We start from the raw sequence: 22702 nt of genomic DNA, 5'->3' as shown, positions 1-22702 counted from the left end.
ACTATTGACAATGGGCGGGCCGCTACTATGCTGGGAAAAGTTGGGGCGCCAATGGCCCCAGAATCGAAGGGAGGTGCCTTTTGTCAATTTTTGACGATGTAAAGGGCAAGGCCGCGGGACTGATCAACGGTCACGAGGAAGCAATCAAGGGCGGCATCGAGAAGGCTGGCGACTTCGTCGACAGCAAGACCGGTGACAAGTTCAAGGACCACGTTGATTCGGTCCAGAAGTCTGCCGGCGATTTCGTTGACGGCGCCGCTCAGTAACCAGCCCTTCGCCCTTTAATTTCGCGTCAAGGAAGGCGTCGGTCCCGTCGAGAGACGGCACCGACGCCTTTTCGCGTTTAAGCGACAGGTTTATACGGCAGGGGTTCTAACGCTGGCTTCTTGAGCCTCGCGGGCCAGCGCAGTCAAACGTGACACGGCGCGGAAATACTTCTTTTGGTAGCCGCCGGTCATCATTTCAGGGGTGAACAGCTGGTCAAGGGGTGCCCCACTGGCCAAGATGGGCACGTCCTTGTCATAGAGCCTGTCAGCAAGAACCACAAAGCGCAGCGCCACGGACTGTTCGGTGATGGTGTGGACATTGCGCCAGACCACGGCGTCCACCCCGTTCAGTAGCTGCCGGTAGCGGGACGGGTGAACCCCGGCAAGGTGGTCCACCAAGACACTGAAATCATCCACCGCAACCGTGCGCCCGGCGAAGTCCTGGCGCATGCGCGCATCCAGGTCACTGTTGGCAATGGGTTCCGGCGGCGTGGGCAGACCGCGGTGCCGGAAATCCTCGCCATCAATATGTAGGATCTCAAACTGGTCCGCCAGTACCTGGATCTCGCGCTGGAAGTCCACAGCAGCGAAACGTCCATCTCCCAAGGAACCCGGCAGGGTGTTGCTGGTGGCCGCCAACTTCACTCCGGCGTCGGCCAATTCCCGCATGAGCCGGGACATCAGCACCGTGTCACCGGGATCATCGAGTTCAAACTCGTCAATGCACACCAACTTGTAGGCACTGAGCGCCTCCACCGTTTTGCGGAAGGACAGGGCCCCCACCAGGTTGGTGTACTCAACAAAGGTACCGATCGCCTTGGGCCCCTCAACCTCGTGCCATAGCGAGGAGAGCAGGTGAGTCTTACCCACACCAAACCCCCCGTCGAGGTAGATCCCGGCACGCCCGCCGCCCCCAGCATTTTTGGCCTTGCCGCCAAAGAACTTACGCAGCCCACCGGCCGGCTTCTTGGCAGCACCCTGAGCGAATTCACGCAACATGGTCACGGCCTGAGACTGGGACGGCTGCGCAGGGTCCGGGCGGTAGCTGTCGAAGGAAACTTCACCAAAACGCGGCGAGGGGACAAAACCCGCCAGCAGTTCATCCACTGAAACTGCCGGGCGGCGCGAGGAAAGTTGTTCAACCTGTACCAAGAAAGATTTCCGATCATCAAGAATTTTTTGCGCAGACTCATGCTCAAGCCCGCAACTCACGGTGATAAGAATACCCGTGCCATATTGCGTTGCGTTAACGCCGGGAAGTAATCGGGGCCTTGAATCGTTAAGCTGATAGAACAGGAAACGCTGCTGTCCCCATGTGCGGCGGCCAGCCAATCTTCTCCCATGGCCGCAGAAGCGTCCCGGAATTTCCCGGGCGGCACCGGCCAGGACGGTTAAATTCAGAAGGGGCATCATGCCAGTTGCAGTAGAAACAAACGAGAAGTTCGCCTCCTACGCCCACCCTGAGCGCCTGGTTTCCACGCAGTGGCTGGCCGAGGCTCTCGCCGATGGCGCCGCAACGGACGGGCGCATTGTTCTTGTCGAGTCCGACGAAGACGTGCTCTTGTACGAAACCGGCCACATCCCCGGCGCCGTCAAAATCGACTGGCACACTGACCTGAACGACGACGTCACTCGCGACTACATTGACGGCGCGGCTTTTGCGCTGCTCGCCCAAGCCAAGGGCATCTCGCGAGACAGCACTGTCATTGTCTACGGTGACAAGTCCAACTGGTGGGCCGCGTACGCTCTGTGGGTCTTCACCCTGTTCGGTCACGAAGACGTCCGCCTGCTCGACGGCGGCCGAGACAAGTGGATCGCCGAGGGCCGCGAACTGACCACCGAGCGCACTGTTGTTACACCGTCGGCCGGTTACCCGGTGGTGGAGCGCAACGACGCTCCCATCCGTGCCTACAAGGAAGACGTGCTAGCGCACCTGGGCAAGCCGCTCATCGATGTCCGTTCCACTGAGGAATACACGGGCGAGCGCACCCACATGCCCGCCTACCCTCAGGAAGGAACACTGCGGGGTGGCCATATCCCCACTGCAGCGTCCATCCCGTGGGCGCGCGCCGCTGCCGAGGACGGCAGCTACCGCACCCGCGAGGAACTTGAGGCTCTTTATCTCGGGGAAGCTGGCCTTGTTCCCGGAGATGACGTGGTGGCGTACTGCCGCATTGGTGAACGCTCCAGCCACACCTGGTTTGCCCTGAAGTACCTACTGGGCTTTGACACTGTGCGTAACTATGACGGTTCCTGGACCGAGTGGGGCAACGCCGTGCGCGTGCCCATCGCTGTTGGCCCTGAGCGCGGGGAACTGCCCGCCTCAAACTAGTCCCCAGCATCTCCCTGTGGTTGGGTCGCTGGCGACCCAACCACAGGGCCCTCGAAGCCGTGGGCCCACCATTTATGTTTCACACACTTTGGATAAGACCGGAAAAGAATCGTACGCTTTAGTTGATGACTACTTCACAAGCACTCCCCCCAGCACTGGCCGAAATCGTCAATGACTTCCAGGAATTGGAAGAACGCGACCGCTTGACGCTGTTGCTGGAATTCTCCCGCTCGCTTCCTGCCCTGCCGGAACGGCTGCTCAAGCATCCTGAACTTCTGGAACAAGTTATGGAATGCCAGTCACCCCTGTTCTTGACGGTGGAATCCGAAGCGACTGACAACGGCGATGTGATTCGCCTATTTTTCCAGGCCCCGCCTGAGGCACCCACCACCCGCGGCTTCGCCTCGGTTCTCTTCGAAGGACTGGATGGGTTGACTGCTGAGCAGATTCTGGCCGTCCCGGATGACATGCCGGAACAGTTGGGCTTGACACGCGCCATCTCGCCCCTGCGTATGCGTGGCATGTCCGCCATGCTGGGCCGCGTCAAGCGCAAGCTTGCCAATGGCGTCCGTCCGGCTGCATAGGCTGAACGGCGGAACCAGAGAATCATGGCCAAGAAATCAGCGGGTGCAGGTCCTGGCACCCCTGCAACTATTGCCTTGACCAAGGCTGGGATTGCGTTCACCGCCCACGCGTACGCGCACGATCCCGCCGCTACGAGTTACGGCATGGAGGCGGCGGATGTTCTGGGCATCGCGCCGGAACGGGTGTTCAAAACGCTCATGACAGATGTTGCTGGCACGCTCACGGTCGCCATTGTTCCGGTCAAAGGGACTCTAGATTTGAAGGCGCTGGCCCAGGCCATGGGCCACAAGAAGGCCGCAATGGCTGATCCGGCCGTAGCCCAGCGGCGCACAGGCTACGTCCTGGGTGGCCTCTCCCCCATCGGTCAGCGCCAGCCCTCCCCCACTGTTCTTGATAGCTCATCCCTGGAGTACAGCAGCATATTTGTCTCTGGCGGCCAGCGCGGCTTCGATATTGAACTGGCACCGGCAGATCTGATTCTCATCACGAAAGCACTGACGGCGAGGATCGGTCACTCGTAGCGCCCGGAGCTCTTTTGGTAGCTGGCATATTTGCAGAATTTGAACCTGAGATTCTCTTGGCCGCCGGTTCGAGTCCGGCCCGGGGCACCAAAAAGTGCCTCTGACCTGCGGTTTTACAGTTTCGGAGGGGTGCGCTGAGAGGCCAAATCACGTTTTACTCACGCTTTTGAACGAAAAGTTGGTCACGTTTTTGGCACTTTTTGGCAGAATCAGGTTCGATTTACGCTCGTCTTTTTCGCCTGGCTGGCGCGAAAACCCTTAGATTCAGCGGTTTTTCTCGGCCCGGATGCCGTTGAGCCATGACGGCCGAAAATTGGCCCTCCGATCGTCCTACACACGGACTTGAAAACTAGCCCTAACTGGAACACGCCTTTAGTGACTTAGGCCCGCAAGCGTTCGTCCCAGCCAGGGCGATGGCGGCTGCCCGGCGCTCAACGGTTCGCGAAGTGGACAATTCTGAGAAATTGCCGATACCAAGTGCCACACGGGCCTTCCCCTCGGACGCAGGCCAGGCGATGTTTACGTTCTTGGTGAGCACAGTCGGACACTGCCATACCGAGCTGACGGCCAAAACGCCGGTGAATTTCCGGACACATGGATCGACTTTGATTGTCAGAAATTGCTCGGCGGTATCAAGCCCAACACCTTCCTTTGGGCATGCCCCCGCCCCGGTGACCATGCGATTTCGGCCCGGAACGCGTCCAGAATCGCCTTGCCTCAAGCACGCCCTCCTCGTAGCGTGGTAGTGTCTTCGCCCTTGGAACTTAGTGTCTACCCCAACGATGCTTGCAACCCAGTCTGGGTGCTAACCCAACACCACCGACAACAGTCGCGGGAGCATTGCCCAATGCCGACGTGAATCGCTACGCATCAAATCTGGTCCGAATCAAAGTCGCCCACATTCTGACGACTTCAGCATCGTCGGATTTAAGCATCCTTACGTGGGCTAGTCTATTCCGAATGGGAACCAGCTGTTCCTGCAACTTCCGCCAAATAGCCGGCTCTACACCAAGATTGTCGAATTTACTCGATCTCACTATCTCCATCAGCTCGCTCAACGTCAGCCACTCCAGCGGGTCTCTCAGGTCAGCAATTGACTTGGCTGCCACGCTGGTATCCAGTTGGGCCCGCCTGAGGACTTCTTGAGTCAGCCCTCCTAAAGTGGATGCGTACCATTTCGAGCCGTATTTATCTATAGCAGCTTTCCTTAGTGCACTTCGGATCTTCCGTTCGGTGTACCACAGGCCAAGTGTTACTTCGGGGAGGATGCTGGCAGGCGTTACCGTTTCGCTAATGTGGGTAGCAAGTGCCTCCCGCAACAGATTGGTGGAACGTGAGAGGACCAGTTGAGGCTTGCCGTTATCGTCGAATTTTACGAGACCAGCCCCGCGCAAGCCCTCGATTTCTCTGGCAGCCAAGTATTCAAGGCCATCGGTACCCTTTGGATTGACCTCGAAGAGTGCATGATCAAGCGCGGCCACCAGCCCCTGACCGATGTCTTCAAGCGCTGATTTAAAGGTGCTCGTGTCCAATGGTGCCCCAAAGGTCACCGAAGGCCAGGACCATCCCGGTTCCGGACGCACGCCAGGCTCGAGATCGAATTCTGATTCAGCTAGCAGTGGTAGCGTCACCAAAGCCGCATCCTCGAGGATGGAGCTGCCAGGTACCGCCCTAAATGATATTCGTGGGGCACGAGAAAACAAACAAACCATTTTTCCTGCGTCCAGGAGTGAAAAAACTTTTGCTCTGACGTCTCCCAGCACATCTGCAGCCGTTTCAATGCAGCGCTCCAGATCAGTAATGAGAATTATTTGACTCGACTCTGCGAGCTTCATCCAGTGGTGGCGCTCTTCCAGTGTCGAGCGTACCGCTTGAGTTTCGGTAGTAACACCAATGCGAATTGGTTCAAAGACTGCACCCATCTGGACGAAGACGAGTCTATGTCGAGTTAGACTTTTTAAGATGAGTGCTGCACGTTCTGTGCAAACGGAAGAATTCGGGCTTCTCATAAAAGACTCAAGATCGTTGCGGCTTGATATCCGTATCCGTCTTTTTCGACAAGCCCAAGACTAAGCAGGTGTTGCAATTCCAGCGGATTCTCGCTAGCGATCGATCCAAAGTCTTCGGGTGATTCAATCAACAGCTCAAGCATTAATGCTTCGATAGGATAATAGCGACGAACATGGTTCACCATCTCGTTTATGTTTCCTGCAACAGTTCTTTTCCAATCTTCAATCGTCCGAAGGACATCAGGACGCGAAATACGCCGCTGAAAAACATCCACGGGGAGCTGCTGTACGACAGCCGATGCGAGACTGCGATAAAGAAACGCATGTCCTCCAGTGGCCTCAAAGAAACTCTGGAGTGCAGCGGGCTCGATTTGAATTCCCATTCGACTTCCTACTGAAGTTGCCAACTCATCAGCCTCGTCACGATCAAACGGAGCGAGGAAGTGAGTTTTTGCCCACGAAAACAGCGGATTTGGGCGCCCGAACAATCGGCCATTCTCTACGATGGCGCTGGTGAGCCCCGACAAAACAAATGTAAAGTTCTGATTTTCTTGGACAAGACTGCGAAGGGCGCCTAGGAATTGAGATACGGACGTCATATCGCCTTCACTGATGTCTATTCGATCCGACGGTGTGAGGTACTCGATCTCGTCTAACAACAGGACTATGTTAATGTTTCGTTTGCGAAGATCACGAAGTACGCTCTGCATGGCCCTTCGGAAATCCGAAATGTCAGCCAAATCCCCCAGCTGACTCAGTGCTCGGTGATTCAACTGTCGGTTCTGCAAGACTTCGACGAAATCGGCCCGGAGGTCCTTAATCAAGCTCGGAATGGGATCCACTGGAGGCGAAGGAAGGCTTTCCAGATCCCGAAGGATGACGACCCGGTTTTCAGCTGAAACGTCGTCGGCTAGCTGACTCAAGACGCTCGTTTTCCCTGCTTTTCTGAGCCCGAATAGACCGGCGACTCGTTGATTCTGTACGTCGTCTCGCATGGCTTGCAACAACTGTCGGCGTCCGAAGAACCGATCACCGCGCACCGGTGTAGATTCGTAAAAGAGGTCTCTTGCATAGATGTAGTCGCGCAGCAGCGCAACTAGCGAAACCGGATCGGTCTCATCAATACTGGCGAGAGGGATGGCCAGAAAGCCTCCTTGGGACCAATCATCCAATTTTTGGCGCGCCCTAGGATCGGGGGACCACAAGAAGATAACGTCAGGAGTGACATCTCTCCTAAGCCTTGTTATCGCTCTTTTTGCCGCCTCAAGCTCGCGAATTTGCAGGTCAGGGTATGGACTGTAAAAGAACATTACCTCTCGAGTAAGCCCAAAAGCAGATTCGACTGCACCAGAAAAACGAACCAATGACAACCTGCATCGTTGTAGACCGTTGACTGTACATTTTTCGGCGTGAACCACCTGAGAACCCAGCTCGACCAACGCCCTCCGATGCTCCCGGGCCACGGGAAACTTTTCCTCCAGCTCTGCTATGTGAAGACGGAGATTGTCATTAGACGGTGGCATGATGGCCCCTGCTCGCCATCCACTCGACATCGGCATACTAGACATCCATCCCCTTTTCATAAACTCAGGCCCTGCTTCGGATTACCCTACAGCTAGGTTGACGATCTTGTTTCCAACTCCATCTAACATCGACGCCCAATGTTCATAGCCAAAGCCCTTCCGTCCCAGGAAGGCAGCAAAGCCGTTTAGATGCTCTCAAGTTCATAAGAGCATTCTCTGCAAAGGACGTAGCCTCGGTGTCAGATATTCGGATGCTGGGAAAGAATCCAGGATACTGTGCCCGATTCGGTGACTCCCTCGAAGTCCTCACCGCGTCGATCAATCCCTGCTGCCTTCCCTGAAGTAACGTAGTTCACAATGCGTGGCGGAAATGCTGCCGTGCGTGGTTCCTCGGAAGATGAGACCTTGCTGATCACCATCACTCTAGAGCCGGGGGCTGATTCCCCACTCGACGCCACTGCGTTGTCCCATCTGCTGCGCAAGCACCCAGGGCGACTGCAAACGTTTGAGCTGCCGGTTGGCAATGCTCACGTGTTCTATCCGGAGTACTCACCCGAACGGACCACCGCGGCACTGCTTTTGGAAGTTGATGCCATTGGATTGGTCCGCAATAAGCGCTTCCGCGGCGACAACGGCGTGCTCGACTACTACATCAATGACAAGCCGTACACAGCGTCCAGCTTGTTGGCCGTGGCGCTCGGCAAGGTGCTGCGAAACGCCATGACTCCCACCAGTGAGACTTATCCGGAGCTGGCCGATACCCCGCTACCGTTGCGTCTTGAAGTGCCGGTGATCTCCACCCGCGGACGTGATGGGCACGATCTGGCCCACCGGTTGTTCGCCCCTTTGGGCTGGACCATCGAACAGCGGCCCATCGCGCTGGACGAGATCCATCCCCTATGGGAGGACTCCCGTTACAGCAGTCTGGTGCTCACCGGGTTGGTGCCATTGCACGCAGCCCTGCGCCAGCTTTATGTCCTGCTTCCGGTATTGGATGATAGTAAGCATTATTGGGTTACCGATGACGAGGCCGAGAAATTAGTGCGCCAAGGCGAGGACTGGCTACCCGGGCATCCCGAACGCACCTTGATCTCCCACCGGTATCTGGCCCACCAAAAAGACTTGGTAGCCGCGGCCGATGCGCGTTTCGCACAGGAAACAACTGCTGCCGCCGAAAGCACCGTGGCGCAGGTTGCTGCCCGGGGCACTTCGCCGCAACCATTGCGCGTGCAGCGTGCAGAGGTGGTCATGACGGCGCTCAAGGATTGCGGTGCCCATCAGGTGGTGGATGTTGGTTCGGGGTCAGGGGCGTTGTTACGCCGGATGCAGAAGGATAGGTTCTTCACACGAATCCTTGGCACAGATGTATCGGCTCGTGCGCTAGAACAAGCAGCCCGCGCCATGAACCTGGATGAGCTCGCTGACAGCGACAAGGCCCGAATCACGTTGCTGCACAGCTCCGTGCTGTACCGGGATGAACGGTTTGCGGGTTTTGATGCGGTGGTTTTGATGGAGGTCATTGAACATATTGAACCAAGCAGGCTTTCCGCGCTTGAGGATTCAATATTCGCTTGGGCAGCCCCACCCACCGTCATCATGACTACTCCTAACGCTGAGTACAACCACTTGTATCAGTCATTGGCCGAAGGACGTCTGCGGCATGGTGACCACCGATTCGAATGGACACGGGCCGAGTTCGCCCAATGGGCGGAAGCGGTCGCGGAACGCCATGGCTATGGTGTCGAGTACCGCCCCGTGGGTGAGACCTCGGTGAGCGCCGGAGCGTCCACCCAAATGGCTATTTTCCGAAAGGCAGGAGCATGAGCGAGATTCAGATCCCGCAGGTTGGGCTGGTACTGCTGGTCGGCGTTTCAGGTTCGGGCAAGTCCAGATTCGCGGCAAAGCACTTTGGTGACTTTGAGGTGCTCTCCAGCGATTACTTCCGGGGTTTGGTCGGCAACGACATGACTGACCAGTCCGTGACACCGGCAGCATTTGAAGCCTTGAACTTTGTGGCCACCAAGCGTTTGGAAGCCGGGCTGCTGACAGTTGTGGATGCCACCAATGTCCAACCCTCCGCCCGGCAGAGTTTAGTGGACGTGGCGAGGTCGCAGGACGTTTTGGTTTCTGCGATCGTGCTGGATGTACCGTTGAAGCTGTGCCTGGAACGCAATGAGGGGCGTGGGGCGCGGGAGGTCGCACCGACGGTGATTGACCGCCAGCACCGGCAGCTGAGCAAGTCCCTGCGGGGAATGCGGCGGGAAGGTTTCCTCCGTGTGCATGTGCTGTCCTCGCAGGAGGAAGTCGACAGTGCAGTAATCCGCCGTCACAAGCTACTCAATGATTTCCGCGATGAGCATGGACCGTTCGATGTGATCGGGGATGTCCACGGTTGTCTTGATGAGCTGATACTGCTGCTTGGGGCACTCGGCTATGTTGTGGCCACGGATGAAGCGGGCCGTGCCATAGATGCAGTACATCCCGAAGGGCGTCGGGTCATATTTGTGGGCGACCTAGTAGACCGCGGTCCTGACTCGGCTGGTGTCTTGCGACTGGCCATGGGCATGGTCGGCAATGACCATGCGTTGTGTGTGCCTGGCAACCATGAGGAAAAGCTGGTGCGCGCGTTGCGCGGGCGCAAGGTCGCACTGACCCACGGGCTGGATGCAACACTGGATCAGCTGACCGAGCAGGAGCAAGGATTTGGCCGGAAGGTCGCCGACTTCTGCGACAGCTTGGTTTCCCATTTAGTCCTGGATGACGGCAAGCTGGTGATCGCTCATGCTGGCTTGATCCAGCAGTATCACGGTCGAGCCTCCAAACGGGTGCGTGCCTTTGCCCTCTACGGGCAGGTGACCGGAGAATTCGATGAGTATGACCTGCCGGTGCGCTACCCATGGGCCAACGACTACCGCGGGAACGCGATGGTGCTCTACGGGCATACCCCAGTCACCGAGGTGGCCTGGATCAATAACACCGCCTGCCTGGATACCGGCTGTGTCTTTGGCGGTGAACTCAGTGCCGTGCGTTATCCCGAACGCGAGGTGATGCAGGTCCCGGCGCTGCAGAAGTACTGCGATCCGGTAAGGCCTCTGGAATCCCCGCGCGGTCCGGAACGCAGCCCCGGTGTGCTGTCCATGGAGGATGTTTCAGGTTCGCTTTTCTTGAGGTCCGAGGGTTTGGGAACGGTACGGATCGGCGAGACCCAGGCCGCCGGTGCCTTGGAAGCCATGAGCCGATTTGCCATCGACCCGCGGTGGCTGTGCTACCTGCCGCCAACCATGTCGCCGGCAGAATCCTCGTCCCAGCCCGGTTACTTGGAGCACCCAAACGAAGCATTTGGCTACTTCCGGCGCCAAGGCGTTACGGAGCTGGTCTGCGAGGAGAAACACATGGGCTCCCGCGCAGTGATGCTGCTATCTCGAAATCCCGGTCGATTCGACGCGCCCGAAGGCTGGTTAGGTGCACTGCATACCCGCACCGGGCGCCAGTTTCTGGAGCCAGAGCACGAACGCCGGGTCTTGCTGCAGGCACACGAAGCCATGGATCGTGCCGGGCTGTGGGACGAGCTGGGTAGCGATTGGCTGATTCTCGATGGCGAGTTAATGCCGTGGTCGCTGAAGGCAGAGCCGCTGATCAAAGATACTTATGCCTCGGTGGGTGCCGCAGCCCTTGCAGCGACGGATGCCGCCGTCGCGGTGTTGGAATGTACTGCCAAAAACGGTATTGACGTCAACGATTTGCTCTCTCGTACCCGTGCGCGGCGGTCGAATGCAAAGGCGTTCCGGGAATCCTACCGGCGTTATGTAGGTTCCACCGAGGAATTGCGTTTCGCTGCTTTTCAAGTTCTGGCTGCCGAGGGACAGAGCTTTGAGACCCGGAACCATGGGTGGCACTTGGAGTTCAGCGACAGGCTCGCTGCGGCGGAGCCCAACCTGTTTGCCAAAACCCGGTACCTGCACGTAGATCTGAGCCAGGATCAGGATGTGGCGGCCGCGGTGCGCTGGTGGGAAGAAGCTACAGCTGCTGGCTCTGAAGGGATGGTGGTCAAGCCATGGCAGAACCTTACCAAGGCGAAGCGTGGCTGGGTACAACCAGGCATCAAGGTACGCGGCCGGGAGTACCTGCGGTTGATTTATGGCCCGGACTACTTGGAGGAAGCCAACCTCGAACGCCTCCGTCAACGTGCCACGGACAAGAAACGTAATCGTGCCCTGCATGAGTACATTTTGGGCCTTGAAGCTTTGAGGCTGACGTCCACGGGAGCACCACTGTGGAAGATACACCAGATGGTTTTCGGAGTCCTCGCTCTGGAATCCGAGCCTTTGGATCCCCGGTTGTAGTTGGGAAAGACGTATCCGCACGTGATGGTTGGCATATGGCGCATTTAGGCGGTTGGGGTGCGTTCGTCGCCGAGCTCGACCTCGATGCGCAACGTGACACCGATGGCTTCAAAATATTTGCGCAGCGTGTCGACTTGGGCCCGGTCAATGCCACCGAGCTCGATCTGAGATACCCGGTTCTAGGTGACTTGTAGACGCCACGCGAGCTGGACCTGGGTCAGCTCAGATGCCTCGCGCAGTTCACGCAGACGGCAGGCCCGGACCTCATCGAGCATGCGCTTCTTATGCCCGTCCACGACCGCCCGGTCGACAAGGCGCTTCGCCAGCATCTCCTCCATGGACATTGCCACTACGGTATTCCTTTCAATGTCTCCAAGTGATCATCGAACAACTCATCGGCCATCGGAATGTTCTTCGTGTACCACCTGGACCGGTTTCCGGCCTTGTCGCCGGCCACGAGCAATATCGCCTGTCGCTGCGGATCAAAGGCAAACAACACCCGCAGCTCCGATCGGCCGCTGGACCCTGGCCGCAATTCCTTCATGTTCTTGTGTCTCGACCGGACCACAGTGTCCACCAAGGGACGGCCAAGCTGCGGCCCGCGCCCGGCCAAAAACTCCCTTGGCGGCAACCACTTGGCCGTAGGAGTCGTCATCCAAACCGGACCGCCATGCTTCAACCAGTCCCACCTCGACGGTCCACATCATCGGCAGAATACAACCTCCAGGGCATACAGATCTAAGAGTTTTAACTGCGCCTCCCGGTCCCGGATTTATTGAACCCGCGGCAATCCAAATGATCACACTCTCTCGTTCCCGCCAGGTAGTTCAGGTTCGCAGTTTTGCTCTCGAAAGTGATCCAAATTCAGACCGACCAAGACGCAAATTAGAGGCAAACCGACGCCAAATCAAGGTAAGTGATGCTCCACTCCCCCAACAAAAAGTCACCAAATTGCATGTTTCGCAGCGGCAACTGGCCGCTGGCCGGCCGGACCGAAACCACGCCCCTAACAACACAGTGCGTTGAAATGAGACGGCTAGCTCTCGACGACCAACAGCATGCCGTCCACGATTCCGATGAACCTGCAAACGGCCTTCAACCAGCAGCTCCGGCGCTGCGTTACGGGGCCTCGTCACGTTTTATTCACGTTTTTGAACGAAAACCAACCGCAAATTATGGCATATCAACGGACCTTAATTGACCGAACTCCCCCGGATATAGGCGGTTTTTGACGTCCAGCAGAGAGCATTGGCATGAGAGTCCTGAGATTCTCTTGGTCGTGGGTTCAATTCCCGCCCGGGGCACAAAAAGCGCCTCTGACCTGCGGTTTTACTGTTTCGGCCAGGTGCGTCGAGGAGACAAATCACGTTCTACTCACGTTATTGAACGAAAAGTTGATCATGTTTTTAAAATTTTCGGGATCTATTTCGACTCCACTCGAGGTCACGTTTTTCAATCCGCGCGCATAAAATTGACGGAAATCCGCGGTTTTCCCGGGAACGAACGAACTATGATTATGACTGCCAATAATTGGCCCTCCGATCCCCGCCCTCGCGGCATTGAAAGCGGCCGGTTAGCCACAGACTGCCCCGAAACTGCGATGCTGGATTGACCGGCCGATTCGATCTTTCAGCTCCCGCAATGTGGCCATGGTGCGATGACTCAGCAGTCCGATGATGGCCTGCGGCAAGTCCGTTCCCTCGAGCTTGTCTGTCTGTCTGTCCGAAAGATTCCCGAAGAGTGGCGTAAAAGGAAACTTGCAGGGCACACTATCCACGAAGCTGTCCCCCAGCCGAACCCACTCTCCGCAACGAAATCCTGCAATTCTCTATGCAACGGGGCTGTGAAGCCGTTGGCCGCTTCGTGCGGATGCAACCAGAACCGCATTTTCTCGTCGTACACGACGTCTCGGAGAAGCAAATCCTCACTGATGCTAGTTGTTTGCATGACTGGTTCGTCCTTGGTCGTCACCATATCCAGGTGCATACGTTCGAGCTAATTTGGATTCAGAATTGTCTCAAACGCTGGCCGTGCTGCGAACAAGATCTCGTCCACGATCATCATGTGAACATACTCGCAGCCAGCGAAGACCTGAGAAAGAGCGGCGTCTGCTCAGGGAACGCCGACCGACCGAGTTCGGACACCCAACCGACAGGCCTATATGGCCCACCATCGATGCCAGTTCTGGTCGACTATCAGCGTTGGTGCGCAAAAGACCTGTCGATCTGATTTAGAGTACTCAAATGGGACATAAAGAACCGATGACTATCGCCAGTGCCTTGCGCCAGATCCAGGACCGAAAACTCATACTGCCTGCGATTCAGCGCGAGTATGTATGGAAACCCTCACAGATTATTCGTGTGTTCGACTCTGTAATGCGCGGGTACCCCGTCGGCAGCTTTCTATCGTGGAAGGTGATGCCCGAGACGGTAAGTCAATTCAAGTTCTATGGATTTATGACGGAGTACAGCGCCTTCGACAACCGCCATAACCCGGTCATCGATATTCCCACCGACCGTGAGGTAGTCGCCATTCTTGACGGTCAGCAGCGATTAACCTCTCTCAATATCGGGCTCCGCGGGACATACGCCTACAAGAACCACGGCGGGTGGGCGAATAAGTCGTGGTCCTATCCGGAACGCCGCCTGCATCTGAACTTGGCCAGCGAGGCCCCGGAAAACGAACTTGGCCTTAAGTACCATTTTCAGTTCCTGACGAAAAAGGACGTTGACGCGTCGGCGGACGACGACAGTAAGAAATGGTTGCCTGTTTCCGAGATCTTTGACGCACCCGATACGGCAAAGTTGATACAGCTGCTGGCGAAGTACGAAGTCGGGAATGACCCGAAAGCTTCAGCATTGGTCAGCAAGCTCTGGGAGGCGGTTCATAAGACTGCCAGTCTTCATTTTTACGAAGAAGACGACCAGGATATTGAACGGGTGCTGGACATCTTCGTCCGGGTCAATTCCGGAGGCACCGTTCTGTCGTACAGTGACCTGCTTCTGTCAATCGCCACCGCACAGTGGGAAGGTGATGCTCGTGCCGCCGTTCACGGGCTGGTAGATGCCCTCAACCAGACCGGGAACGGATTCAACTTCTCCAGAGACACGATTCTGAAGTCAGGGCTGATGATGGCTGACGTCGGTGATATCGGCTTCAAGGTGAAGAACTTCACCACGGCGAACATGTCAAAGCTCGAGGCTGACTGGGACGCCATGAGCAAATCACTCCAGATCGCTGTCGGCCTACTCAGTGATTTCGGTCTATCAGATGGATCGCTCACCGCAGATAGCGTGTTGATCCCGGTAGCCTACTACGTCCACCACCGTGGGCTCGATCACTCCTACCGTCAATCGCCGAAATCTCGGGAAGACCGCGAAGCTCTCCGGTCATGGGTGTTGAGATCGCTGATCGTACGTGGTATTTGGGGCTCCGGCTTGGACACTTTGCTCCGTGACCTCCGCGAGGTCATCAAGAAGCAGGGCGCTTCCGCGTTCCCAGTTGTTGAGATCGAGCGGGCGATGTCTCTGCGTGGCAAGCCACTCGCTGTTACAGACGCCCTAGTCGACGACATCTTGAATCTGTCGTACGGCAAGGCCCGTACCTTCGCCGTACTCGCTGTGCTGTTCCCACATGTTGACACGCGCCATCAGTTCCACGTGGACCACGTCTTCCCTGCCGCATTGCTTGACAGAAAAGTGTTGCGTCGACAGAAAAACGAGGACGGTACGGCGAGATTCTCTCCTGAAGAGATCGATGACCTACTCGATCTGAGAGACCGTCTCCCGAATTTGGAACTCCTCCCGGGTCTTGAGAACATCGGAAAGTCGGCCAAAATACCGGAGGAGTGGCTGGCTGCGGAATACCCGTCAGCACACGACCGCAGTGCCTTCCTGGAGCGCAACGCATTACCCCTGTCGCTCCCCCTCTCGGTAGATGAGTACAGGAAATTCTTCGGCGAGCGAAGTGCGAAACTGACTACTCGCATCCACAATTTGCTCAAATCCCAATCCCCAGACCCATCAAATACAAACGCATCAGAACTCGTTGATCTTGACGAGGAACTTTCTGAAGGCGACGATTCCGACTAACAAGCCTTCCCGATGGAATGAAAGACCAATTCATCTCAGATGGGGGTCACCCGCCTTCCAACACAAGGGACCCACACGTGAATAGATTGATTCAGGACTTTAATTGGCTGGCTGTCACATGGCCAATTCCCGTACTTTCCTTAAAAAAGATCGGGCCTCCTCCAAAGAGGCCCGGTTCAACTCTGAACAACGACGCTGGTGCACAAATTAGCCGGTCTGAACGGCCGATTAGGTGAAACTACGGAGGTTACTGGGGATAGTTCGCCATGCACGCCTAGGTGCCACCGCGTGGCCCAAGCGGGAACCGCCGCGCGTTAATACATTGCCCTGCGGCGTGAATTCGGGCATTCCTGACAGACCAATCCATTGGTCCGGTCTCTCACCTTGTCCTGCGTGGCGTGTCCTTTAGCGCATAGCCACCAGCCGGTCACGCCAGAATGTGGCAAAACATCCTCCGGCGTCAACTCACCGTTGAGCGTGGGATGCCATTGACTGGCCAAGTCGGGGCGGATGACGGCAAGGGACGTTGCCGGGGTCACGTAGCGCCCGGAGCACCGTCCGCAACCGGTGCCATCACCTGTCGTCCTTTGCCCGATGACTGCTTCGTAAGCGTGGCCGACCGGGCAGAGCCACCATGCCGACTTCCCCGAGTGCGCCATCACGTTGGCTGGCGTTAGATCTCCGTTTAACTGTGGGTGCCACTCGCCTGCCACCGCGGGATACTTTTCGGCTAGCGACAGCTCCCCGTACTCCCGAAGCCGTAGCGCGGCAATGATCCGTCGTGCTTCGGTTTCAGCTACGGCGACTCCGTAGAGGATGTAACGCCGTGCGGACTCTGCTGCCTCGTCCTCAATTAGACAACATGCCAGCATCTTCTCGAGAGCTGCCGTCGCGACTTCATGTCCTGTAGGCGCCCGCCGCACCAGAGCATCCTGAGGGGAGAGAGCCTTCAGTGGGTGCTCGCGCACCCGGATGACCCGGTATCCAAGCTCCTGCAGCTGGCCGGTCTTGTCCTGGTCGCGGTCTTCCTTGCCTTCGTGCCAGTACGACCCGTCGAACTCGACGGCGATAGTGCCGACAATAACGTCGACCCGGACCTTCACCCCGCCGGCAGTTGCGATCCTGCAGTCGTGTTGGACTGGGGCCAGGTGTTCTCCGAGGACTGCCTTGAGCTCGGCGTATAAGCCGATCTCGAGTTCGGAAAGACCCACTAGCTTGCACTTCTCGCAGGCGGCGCCACTGGATCGCTTGAACACCATCGCCCGCCACTCGTGCCCGCTGCTGCAAGTCCACCACACGTTTTTCCTGGCCCCAGACGTTACCTGGCTTGGGGTGACGTCTCCGTTCTTCGTGGGATGCCATTCTCTACTCAGCTCGGGGAAACGCGTGGCGAGGTCGTTGCCATAGCCCACCTTCTGGTTAGCGCAGTATGGGCATCCGGAGCGGATCTTGTTCGTGCGGTTCGCCACCACCGCTTCCCATGGGTGGCCGCATGCACCCAGCCACCATGCTTTCGAATTGGAGCGCGGCGCGACCTGATCGGGCGTTCGAGCGCCGTTCAAAGTAGGGTGGCAGGTCGCGGCGACCTCGGGGAACTGCGTCTCCAAGTCGTTGCCGAAGCCTACCCTCCTGTTCCCGCAGTATGGGCAGCCACTGCCTGCGGCACGACTGTAAACGACTGCGTCCCAATGATGACCACAGGCACCGAGCCACCACACCTTTTTCTTAGATCCACCAGTCACTTGCTCCGATGTGAGGTCCCCGTTAAGGTTCGGGTGCCACTCCTCGGCAAGTGCGGGAAACTCTTGGCAGAGGCTAACGAATGGCCGCTTAATCATGTCCATCGACACTACACGCCCTTTTCGAGCATGCCCCTCCGCTGGGGCATGCTCATACACCAACAGTCTCGCTCGATGGTTGCGGTGCTTGTGTCAACCACGATAAGCAAATCTCACGCATAATGTAGCCATGAGTTCTCCCTATTTGATCATCGGCGGTATCACCAGTGCGATGGTGACAAAGATCGTAACCGCAGAGAAGACATATGATCGAAAACTTCTCGAGTCGAAGCCTGACAACTGGCGCAAAATCATTGACCTTCTACAAGAGCCCGATTTGATGGCGGTCATTGTTACCCTGACAGCCAAAAACTACGAGCAAATCGACTCCGAGGAATACGCGTCTGTAGCGTCGAAGCTGTTAGAAAAAGTCTCCTCTGTTCCTCACCTTGTTCTCATTCATGAAGCAGTCCTCGGCGGAGCACGTTCGATGACTGAAAGTGATGAAGAATCTTGGGACGGCGTAACCTGGAATGACACAGCAGCCAGACAACACTTCGGGGATATCGACGAAGCCCTGCGACTCAGAGTCAACGACCGGGTTACAGAGGCTGGCATTCGGCCCGTAACCTACAAGCGAAATCTGGACATATCCGCCCTGGCCTCCAACTTCCTCGACGACAGCCAGAACAACTTGATGTTTCGCATCTACATCCCCAGCGGGAAATTATTCGAAGAAGAATCCAGTGAAATCCTCTCCATGTTCCATAACTGGCTGTTGCAAGTACGCGGCAGGAACATCAGACGTGGTGGCTACCAAACGGCCAAAGGTCGCGTAGTCGAGTTCTTCGCCGAAGACAACACCCAGCAACACACCTGGTCGGAAGAATTAGAAACGTTCACTCAGTTCATCTCAATAATCGACAACACCACAGCCGCGACCACGATGATCCAAGGGCTAGGTATCGATCAAGTCATGGCTTCCGCGCTCGTTTCCACGTACTCCAAAAAACTCAAAAGAATCCAACTTGACGCCAAACACGAACGCGAACAAGTAACCCAAAAGATAAATGCTTCCCTCAGAATGAACCAGCTTCAGACGCGGCAAGCCCTTGAATCTGACTTGCTGGAGTACGCTTCTGACGCCTCGTCTGACCTACTAGAGAGGATGCTTGATCAGCTGATCCCGGCCAGTCCTGAAGTGATCCCGCTCCCCGCTCGTTTATCGCAACCACATCAACTGCCGCTACAGATCAACCAACAATTCTTCAACAACGTTGAAGGCGTTGTTGCCCAACACATCAGTGGGAACATCACCAACAACGCTGTCCCAGCCGAGCTCATGTCCCTGATTCAACGATTCGGCAATGAAGAAGCTCAAGCTCTGACTGAAGCCACCCAAGAACTAGCAGATACGAACGCCCCGCCCAACAGACGAATCCAAGCAAAACAGTTCCTGAAAGCATTTACCATGAAGCTCGCCGATAAGGTCACCGACGTGGGAATAACGATCGGGCAGAAGTGGCTAGAGCAACAAACGGGAATCAGCAGCTAACTAGGCCTCTCGATCATCGATTTATTGAACCCGCGGCAGGCGGAATGCTCGCACTCTCTTGTCTCCGCCAGTCAGTTCAGGTTCGCAGTTTGGTTCACCAATTTATTCCAGATTCAGGACGGCCGGGACGGCGAAATCGATAGCAAATAGACGTAACATTAGGTAAGTTTATGCTTCAATCCCCCAACAAAAAGTCGCCAAGTTGCATCTTTCGCAGGGGCAACTGGCCGCCTGACAGACCGGACTAACACGGCGCCCTGAACAACACATGTCGTTAACGCACGACGGCCCGCTCTCGACAACCAGTGACATGCCATCGATGATGCCGATGAACCTGCAAACGGCCATCAAGCAACAGCTCCGGCGCTACGTTACAGGGCCTCGTCACGTTTTACTCACGTTTTTGAACGAAAACCAACCACAGATCATGGCATATCGATGGACTCCACTGGCCTGAAGATCCCCGGAAATTGGCGGTTTTCGGCGTTGAATGGCAACGGTTGGCATGAGAGTCCTGAGTTTCTCTTGGTCGCTGGTTCGATTCCAGTCCGGGGCACAAAAAGGGCCTCTGACCTGCGGTTATACTGTTTTCGACGGCCGCTCGGAAAGGCCAAATCACGTTCAACTCACGTTTTTGAACGAAAAGTTGATCACGTTTTTGACCCTTGAGGTCCGATTAATCCGCGCCTGTTGTCACGTTTTTCAACCTACGGGGCAGAAAAACCGCGGGAATCCGCGGTTTTTCCGAGTCAGCGTTATTTCAGCCGGCGGCTCTTGACTATTGGGCCTCCGATCGTCCTGATCCCGTCGCTGACTCGGACGGTAAGCTTCGAACCACTAGCCTAACGGTGGTTTGGGACAAGAGATTTCCGACGCGGTGCTCATTCAATCGGCCAGGTGTCAACTCACTATCCGGTAATAGGAACCTTTTAGCGGGAATGTTGCCGCTGGGAACTACTTCGTTCTTGATGTGGATCAGTTGCTCAGTAGGTTCTTCTTCATTGCGTAGTTGGTTAGTTCTACGCCGATCATCACAGGATGTTGTTTCGCCTCGACGGTGAATCCGTAGCGCTCGAAGAAGGGTCTGGCCGTGATGCTGACATTGGCCGTCAACTCTGTCAGGCGTCCTGCACGTGCGTAGGCCTCCACATGGGCAAGCAGTTGCCGTGCTACCCCAAGTCCTAGGAAACGAGGGTCCACGAACATCATGTCTATATACCCAAGCCGGTCTACGTCTGAGAAGCCTGCTGGCTCTCCATCGACGATCGCGACGTAACTGTTCCTCGCATGCATCGCGGCGTGCCAGGTGGATAGTTCGCGCGTTTCTGGGCGTGCCCACGCCTGAATCTGCTCCGGTGAGTAGTCGGCGGCAGCGGTATCGGTCACGTCAGCGAGGAATATCGCCATGGTGTCTGCAGCATCCGCGGGACGATACTGGCGAATGACAATTGCTGGCGCATTGGTGATTGTTTTCAAGTCCACAGAACTAGCATCACACTTCGGCAGTTCTGGATCAGTTAGCACCGGCCATGTCCCGCGAACGGAACGTCCAACAGGACCGCCAAGGAGTTCCGAAAGCGAATCCTTCACCGGTGCCAGTGGCACCCAAAGTTTTGGATCAGATCTGCCTAGACGTCCAGCGTCAGTGCACCGTGTATAGCGCGGAGACGCGCCTAGAGTGACGGGAAGGATATATTCAATTCAGTATTGCGCTCTATGCGCCGGACAGCTGCGAGAAATTCAAGGAGGGGCAGGGAAGATGAAGCCAGGTAGCACGAACGACCACATCGTGCCGGTGATGTACCTCAAACGCTTTGCCAAGCAGGCGGCAACCACCCAGGTTATACAAGCGGCCCTTGCAGATAGGCCCCAAACCGACTTCACGCAAGGCATCCGCAATGTGGGGTCCGCCAAGGGCTTCTACTGGGGGACCGATCCTGAAGGGGTGCCCCATCACCATATGGAGCAACTCTTGGGGATCATAGAGGGTGAAGCGGCCACCGCATTTCGTTTCGTGCTCGATAAAGGGCGCCTACCGGCTGATAGTGCCCTGCCTGGAAAATGGCCGACACGGGACGAAACCCGGCATGCCATTGCATGGTGGATCGCTGCACAGATCCTCAGAACAGCCCGTCAAAGAGAACGACTAAGGAAACTGGATGGCGAGTCGCTGCCGTTTCCCTCACGGCTAGCAAGCAACAATCCCCACCTGGAGTACATTGCGCGAGAGATCGGACCGCTCGCCTTTCTTCTGGCGCGACGACCATGGGGCATTGGGTTTACGAACCTGTGTCTGTTCACTTCCGACGTTCCCGTTCAAATCATCAATGGGCAGGACGATGAGGACCAACTGCGCGCTGCAAGCTACTGGGACATCTATGTCCCACTAGACCCGCACCGGTTCCTATACCTGCCCGGTGCGTTGCACGATGACCAGCCTCGACTGAGACGAGACCACAGGATCAATCTCCCCGGTGGGCTGGCGATGGCGCTCAACGATCTCATTATTGCGACCGCCCATCGCCACATCTTCTTCCACCCGGAACATGATCCACGGTTGAAGATGCACGAGTCCATCATTCAGGACACGGTGAAACGCCGAGACTCCACGGCCTCCCAGTCGATCATGTACTACGACGCGATGCCGCCAAATATGGGGATTGAACGACGATGGCTGGACCTCCATACGTGGGATGATGAGGACCTGCCTGCGGAACCAAGCCCGGTGGTCAATCCTCTCGATGCGGTGCGCCAGATGTCAGAGCACTTGGAGCATGCCAAACGTACCTATGGCAGTCGCTAGCCGCTACATGGCGAAGCGGAGGGCCGCTTCTTGGCAAGGCAATACGAGTTTCGGCCGGTCGATGCGAACCCGCATTCGGAAAGCACGCCCGTCCTTAGCATCGGCATTAGCGTGAGTCACGACTTTCACCCCTTGCAGTTTCAGCAAAGGATCCTCAGCGAGCGTCGGTCCATTCGTCAGGAAATCATAGTGCTGGGGACTCACAGAGGCGGTCAAATAAAGACCAGCCCTCCTTTAGGAGGAGATGAATAGCCACGAACGGTTCGGCGATTTGTGACAGGTCCCCGCCGGACTCGCTCACTCCCAAGCCGGAGCGACGGTCAGAAGTCACCACATTCCCGCGCTGGAACATGGACCATCCTAAGACGTGTGCGTCAGCACTCACCTGCCGCCAGAGTAATCTCCCCGCGCTGCGTCGTTGATCATCTGGGAAGCGATGATGCAGGGCCCACTTGATGATGTCGGTTTGAATGAGCTTTGTATTCGTTCGACGAACCTTCGCGACTTGCCCCCGCCGGTCCATGCACCAATCGACTTGGCCCTTGAGAGCTGCTCGTTCTTCCGCGGTCAACTGAGAGGCCGCCAGCTCCCCATAGTACGTCTGCAGTTGCCGATACATCTCATCAATCAATGTGAGTCCGCGTTCTTGACGCTTCGCTGGTTCTTCCGCTGCCAGAATCCATACTGCTTGCGCTGCCCCCACCAGTGCACCACGAAGCACGGTGAAGTGCGCGCTGGGATAGACCTGACCAGCCTCGATCGAGGTTCGGGCTAGTCGCAGATGCTCGCCCGATGTCATCAATGAAAGTCGGGCCGCCTCGCTTATGGCGTGCCACGGGTACACGGTGTCGTCCACTGCGAGTGGGCTACCTCGCTCAGGTTGCTCGGGCGGCATT

18 protein-coding genes and 1 pseudogene are annotated in these 22702 nt (G+C 56.7%); 10 read left to right on the top strand and 9 right to left on the bottom strand.

Annotated elements, in window-relative coordinates; genetic code table 11:
- Nucleotides 1-80 precede the first annotated feature (80 nt).
- A complete protein-coding gene (locus tag RY113_RS14630; protein WP_110106153.1) occupies nt 81-266 on the top strand; it encodes an antitoxin in 186 nt (61 codons plus the stop codon).
- 90 nt (nt 267-356) lie between these two features.
- Here RY113_RS14630 and zapE read toward each other — a convergent pair whose 3' ends face one another.
- Nucleotides 357-1418: a cell division protein ZapE gene (gene zapE / locus RY113_RS14625; protein ID WP_315915160.1), complete on the bottom strand. Its 1062-nt coding sequence runs from the start codon at nt 1416-1418 to the stop codon at nt 357-359.
- 259 nt (nt 1419-1677) lie between these two features.
- Here zapE and RY113_RS14620 point away from each other — a divergent pair, with 259 nt between their 5' ends.
- The 3 genes from RY113_RS14620 to ybaK all read left to right on the top strand — a co-directional run bounded on the left by RY113_RS14620 (nt 1678) and on the right by ybaK (nt 3704).
- Entirely contained in the window at nt 1678-2598 is a 921-nt protein-coding gene (locus RY113_RS14620) for a sulfurtransferase (protein ID WP_315915152.1), read from the top strand.
- A 125-nt stretch (nt 2599-2723) separates the two neighbouring features.
- Nucleotides 2724-3182, top strand: coding sequence for a SufE family protein (locus tag RY113_RS14615; RefSeq protein WP_110106151.1), 459 nt, complete (start codon nt 2724-2726; stop codon nt 3180-3182).
- 24 nt (nt 3183-3206) lie between these two features.
- Entirely contained in the window at nt 3207-3704 is a 498-nt protein-coding gene (gene ybaK, locus RY113_RS14610) for a Cys-tRNA(Pro) deacylase (protein ID WP_315915151.1), read from the top strand.
- A gap of 863 nt (nt 3705-4567) precedes the next feature.
- Here ybaK and RY113_RS14605 read toward each other — a convergent pair.
- Both RY113_RS14605 and RY113_RS14600 read right to left on the bottom strand, forming a co-directional pair.
- Nucleotides 4568-5626, bottom strand: a complete 1059-nt coding sequence (locus RY113_RS14605; protein ID WP_315915150.1) for a hypothetical protein — start codon at nt 5624-5626, stop codon at nt 4568-4570.
- Between the two features lie 83 nt (nt 5627-5709).
- Nucleotides 5710-7272: an ATP-binding protein gene (locus tag RY113_RS14600; RefSeq protein WP_315915149.1), complete on the bottom strand. Its 1563-nt coding sequence runs from the start codon at nt 7270-7272 to the stop codon at nt 5710-5712.
- Nucleotides 7273-7593: 321 nt separating this feature from the next.
- On the opposite strand from RY113_RS14600, the gene RY113_RS14595 reads away from it, so the two are divergent.
- The 3 genes from RY113_RS14595 to RY113_RS14585 are packed head-to-tail and all read left to right on the top strand — an operon-like array spanning nt 7594 to nt 11773.
- Nucleotides 7594-9060 (top strand): 3' terminal RNA ribose 2'-O-methyltransferase Hen1, encoded by a 1467-nt coding sequence (locus RY113_RS14595; protein ID WP_315915148.1) that lies wholly within the window; start codon nt 7594-7596, stop codon nt 9058-9060.
- The gene (locus RY113_RS14590; protein WP_315915147.1) at nt 9057-11579 is read left to right on the top strand and encodes a polynucleotide kinase-phosphatase; all 2523 of its coding nucleotides are present in this window, start codon (nt 9057-9059) and stop codon (nt 11577-11579) included. The genes RY113_RS14595 and RY113_RS14590 overlap by 4 nt, the downstream gene beginning before the upstream one ends.
- Nucleotides 11580-11614: 35 nt before the next feature.
- The gene (locus tag RY113_RS14585; protein WP_315915146.1) at nt 11615-11773 is read left to right on the top strand and encodes a hypothetical protein; all 159 of its coding nucleotides are present in this window, start codon (nt 11615-11617) and stop codon (nt 11771-11773) included.
- On the opposite strand, the gene RY113_RS14580 is transcribed toward RY113_RS14585, so the two are convergent.
- Both RY113_RS14580 and RY113_RS14575 read right to left on the bottom strand, forming a co-directional pair.
- Nucleotides 11759-11929: a hypothetical protein gene (locus tag RY113_RS14580; protein ID WP_315915145.1), complete on the bottom strand. Its 171-nt coding sequence runs from the start codon at nt 11927-11929 to the stop codon at nt 11759-11761. The two genes, RY113_RS14585 and RY113_RS14580, sit on opposite strands and share 15 nt — an antisense overlap.
- Nucleotides 11929-12234 (bottom strand): type II toxin-antitoxin system RelE/ParE family toxin, encoded by a 306-nt coding sequence (locus RY113_RS14575; RefSeq protein ID WP_315915144.1) that lies wholly within the window; start codon nt 12232-12234, stop codon nt 11929-11931. Before RY113_RS14575 ends, RY113_RS14580 begins: the two co-directional genes overlap by 1 nt.
- 1588 nt (nt 12235-13822) lie before the next feature.
- On the opposite strand from RY113_RS14575, the gene RY113_RS14570 reads away from it, so the two are divergent.
- Nucleotides 13823-15670, top strand: coding sequence for a DUF262 domain-containing protein (locus RY113_RS14570; protein ID WP_315915143.1), 1848 nt, complete (start codon nt 13823-13825; stop codon nt 15668-15670).
- 314 nt (nt 15671-15984) lie between these two features.
- On the opposite strand, the gene RY113_RS14565 is transcribed toward RY113_RS14570, so the two are convergent.
- Complete coding sequence (locus RY113_RS14565) at nt 15985-17277, bottom strand: zinc-ribbon domain-containing protein (protein ID WP_315915142.1); 1293 nt, start codon at nt 17275-17277, stop codon at nt 15985-15987.
- Between the two features lie 42 nt (nt 17278-17319).
- Nucleotides 17320-17508: pseudogene (locus tag RY113_RS18535) on the bottom strand (zinc-ribbon domain-containing protein); the annotation flags it as partial.
- Nucleotides 17509-17638: 130 nt separating this feature from the next.
- On the opposite strand from RY113_RS18535, the gene RY113_RS14560 reads away from it, so the two are divergent.
- Nucleotides 17639-19003 carry a hypothetical protein gene (locus tag RY113_RS14560; protein WP_315915141.1) on the top strand — a complete coding sequence of 455 codons (1365 nt, stop codon included), beginning with the start codon at nt 17639-17641 and terminating at the stop codon, nt 19001-19003.
- 975 nt (nt 19004-19978) lie between these two features.
- On the opposite strand, the gene RY113_RS14555 is transcribed toward RY113_RS14560, so the two are convergent.
- On the bottom strand, nt 19979-20485 hold the full coding sequence (locus RY113_RS14555) for a GNAT family N-acetyltransferase (RefSeq protein WP_315915140.1): 507 nt from the start codon (nt 20483-20485) through the stop codon (nt 19979-19981).
- A gap of 277 nt (nt 20486-20762) precedes the next feature.
- Between RY113_RS14555 and RY113_RS14550 the strand changes: the two genes are divergently transcribed.
- Nucleotides 20763-21806, top strand: a complete 1044-nt coding sequence (locus RY113_RS14550; RefSeq protein ID WP_315915139.1) for a DUF4238 domain-containing protein — start codon at nt 20763-20765, stop codon at nt 21804-21806.
- 184 nt (nt 21807-21990) lie between these two features.
- Here RY113_RS14550 and RY113_RS14545 read toward each other — a convergent pair whose 3' ends face one another.
- Nucleotides 21991-22662: a hypothetical protein gene (locus RY113_RS14545; protein ID WP_315915138.1), complete on the bottom strand. Its 672-nt coding sequence runs from the start codon at nt 22660-22662 to the stop codon at nt 21991-21993.
- Between the last annotated feature and the right edge of the window lie 40 nt (nt 22663-22702).

This window comes from Arthrobacter sp. lap29 (assembly GCF_032458965.1).
Lineage (GTDB): Bacteria > Actinomycetota > Actinomycetes > Actinomycetales > Micrococcaceae > Specibacter > Specibacter psychrochitiniphilus.
This window is presented reverse-complemented; position numbering and strand designations above follow the sequence as displayed.

Excerpts from the sequence above, each read along its gene's own strand:
- RY113_RS14615 (WP_110106151.1), top strand. The coding sequence starts at position 2,724 with ATGACTACTTCACAAGCACTCCCCCCAGCACTGGCCGAAATCGTCAAT.
- RY113_RS14550 (WP_315915139.1), top strand. The coding sequence starts at position 20,763 with ATGAAGCCAGGTAGCACGAACGACCACATCGTGCCGGTGATGTACCTC.
- RY113_RS14590 (WP_315915147.1), top strand. The coding sequence starts at position 9,057 with ATGAGCGAGATTCAGATCCCGCAGGTTGGGCTGGTACTGCTGGTCGGC.
- RY113_RS14595 (WP_315915148.1), top strand. The coding sequence starts at position 7,594 with ATGCGTGGCGGAAATGCTGCCGTGCGTGGTTCCTCGGAAGATGAGACC.
- RY113_RS14620 (WP_315915152.1), top strand. The coding sequence starts at position 1,678 with ATGCCAGTTGCAGTAGAAACAAACGAGAAGTTCGCCTCCTACGCCCAC.
- RY113_RS14585 (WP_315915146.1), top strand. The coding sequence starts at position 11,615 with ATGGCGCATTTAGGCGGTTGGGGTGCGTTCGTCGCCGAGCTCGACCTC.
- ybaK (WP_315915151.1), top strand. The coding sequence starts at position 3,207 with ATGGCCAAGAAATCAGCGGGTGCAGGTCCTGGCACCCCTGCAACTATT.
- RY113_RS14605 (WP_315915150.1), bottom strand. The coding sequence starts at position 5,626 with ATGGGTGCAGTCTTTGAACCAATTCGCATTGGTGTTACTACCGAAACT.
- RY113_RS14600 (WP_315915149.1), bottom strand. The coding sequence starts at position 7,272 with ATGCCGATGTCGAGTGGATGGCGAGCAGGGGCCATCATGCCACCGTCT.
- RY113_RS14575 (WP_315915144.1), bottom strand. The coding sequence starts at position 12,234 with ATGACGACTCCTACGGCCAAGTGGTTGCCGCCAAGGGAGTTTTTGGCC.
- RY113_RS14560 (WP_315915141.1), top strand. The coding sequence starts at position 17,639 with ATGAGTTCTCCCTATTTGATCATCGGCGGTATCACCAGTGCGATGGTG.
- RY113_RS14570 (WP_315915143.1), top strand. The coding sequence starts at position 13,823 with ATGGGACATAAAGAACCGATGACTATCGCCAGTGCCTTGCGCCAGATC.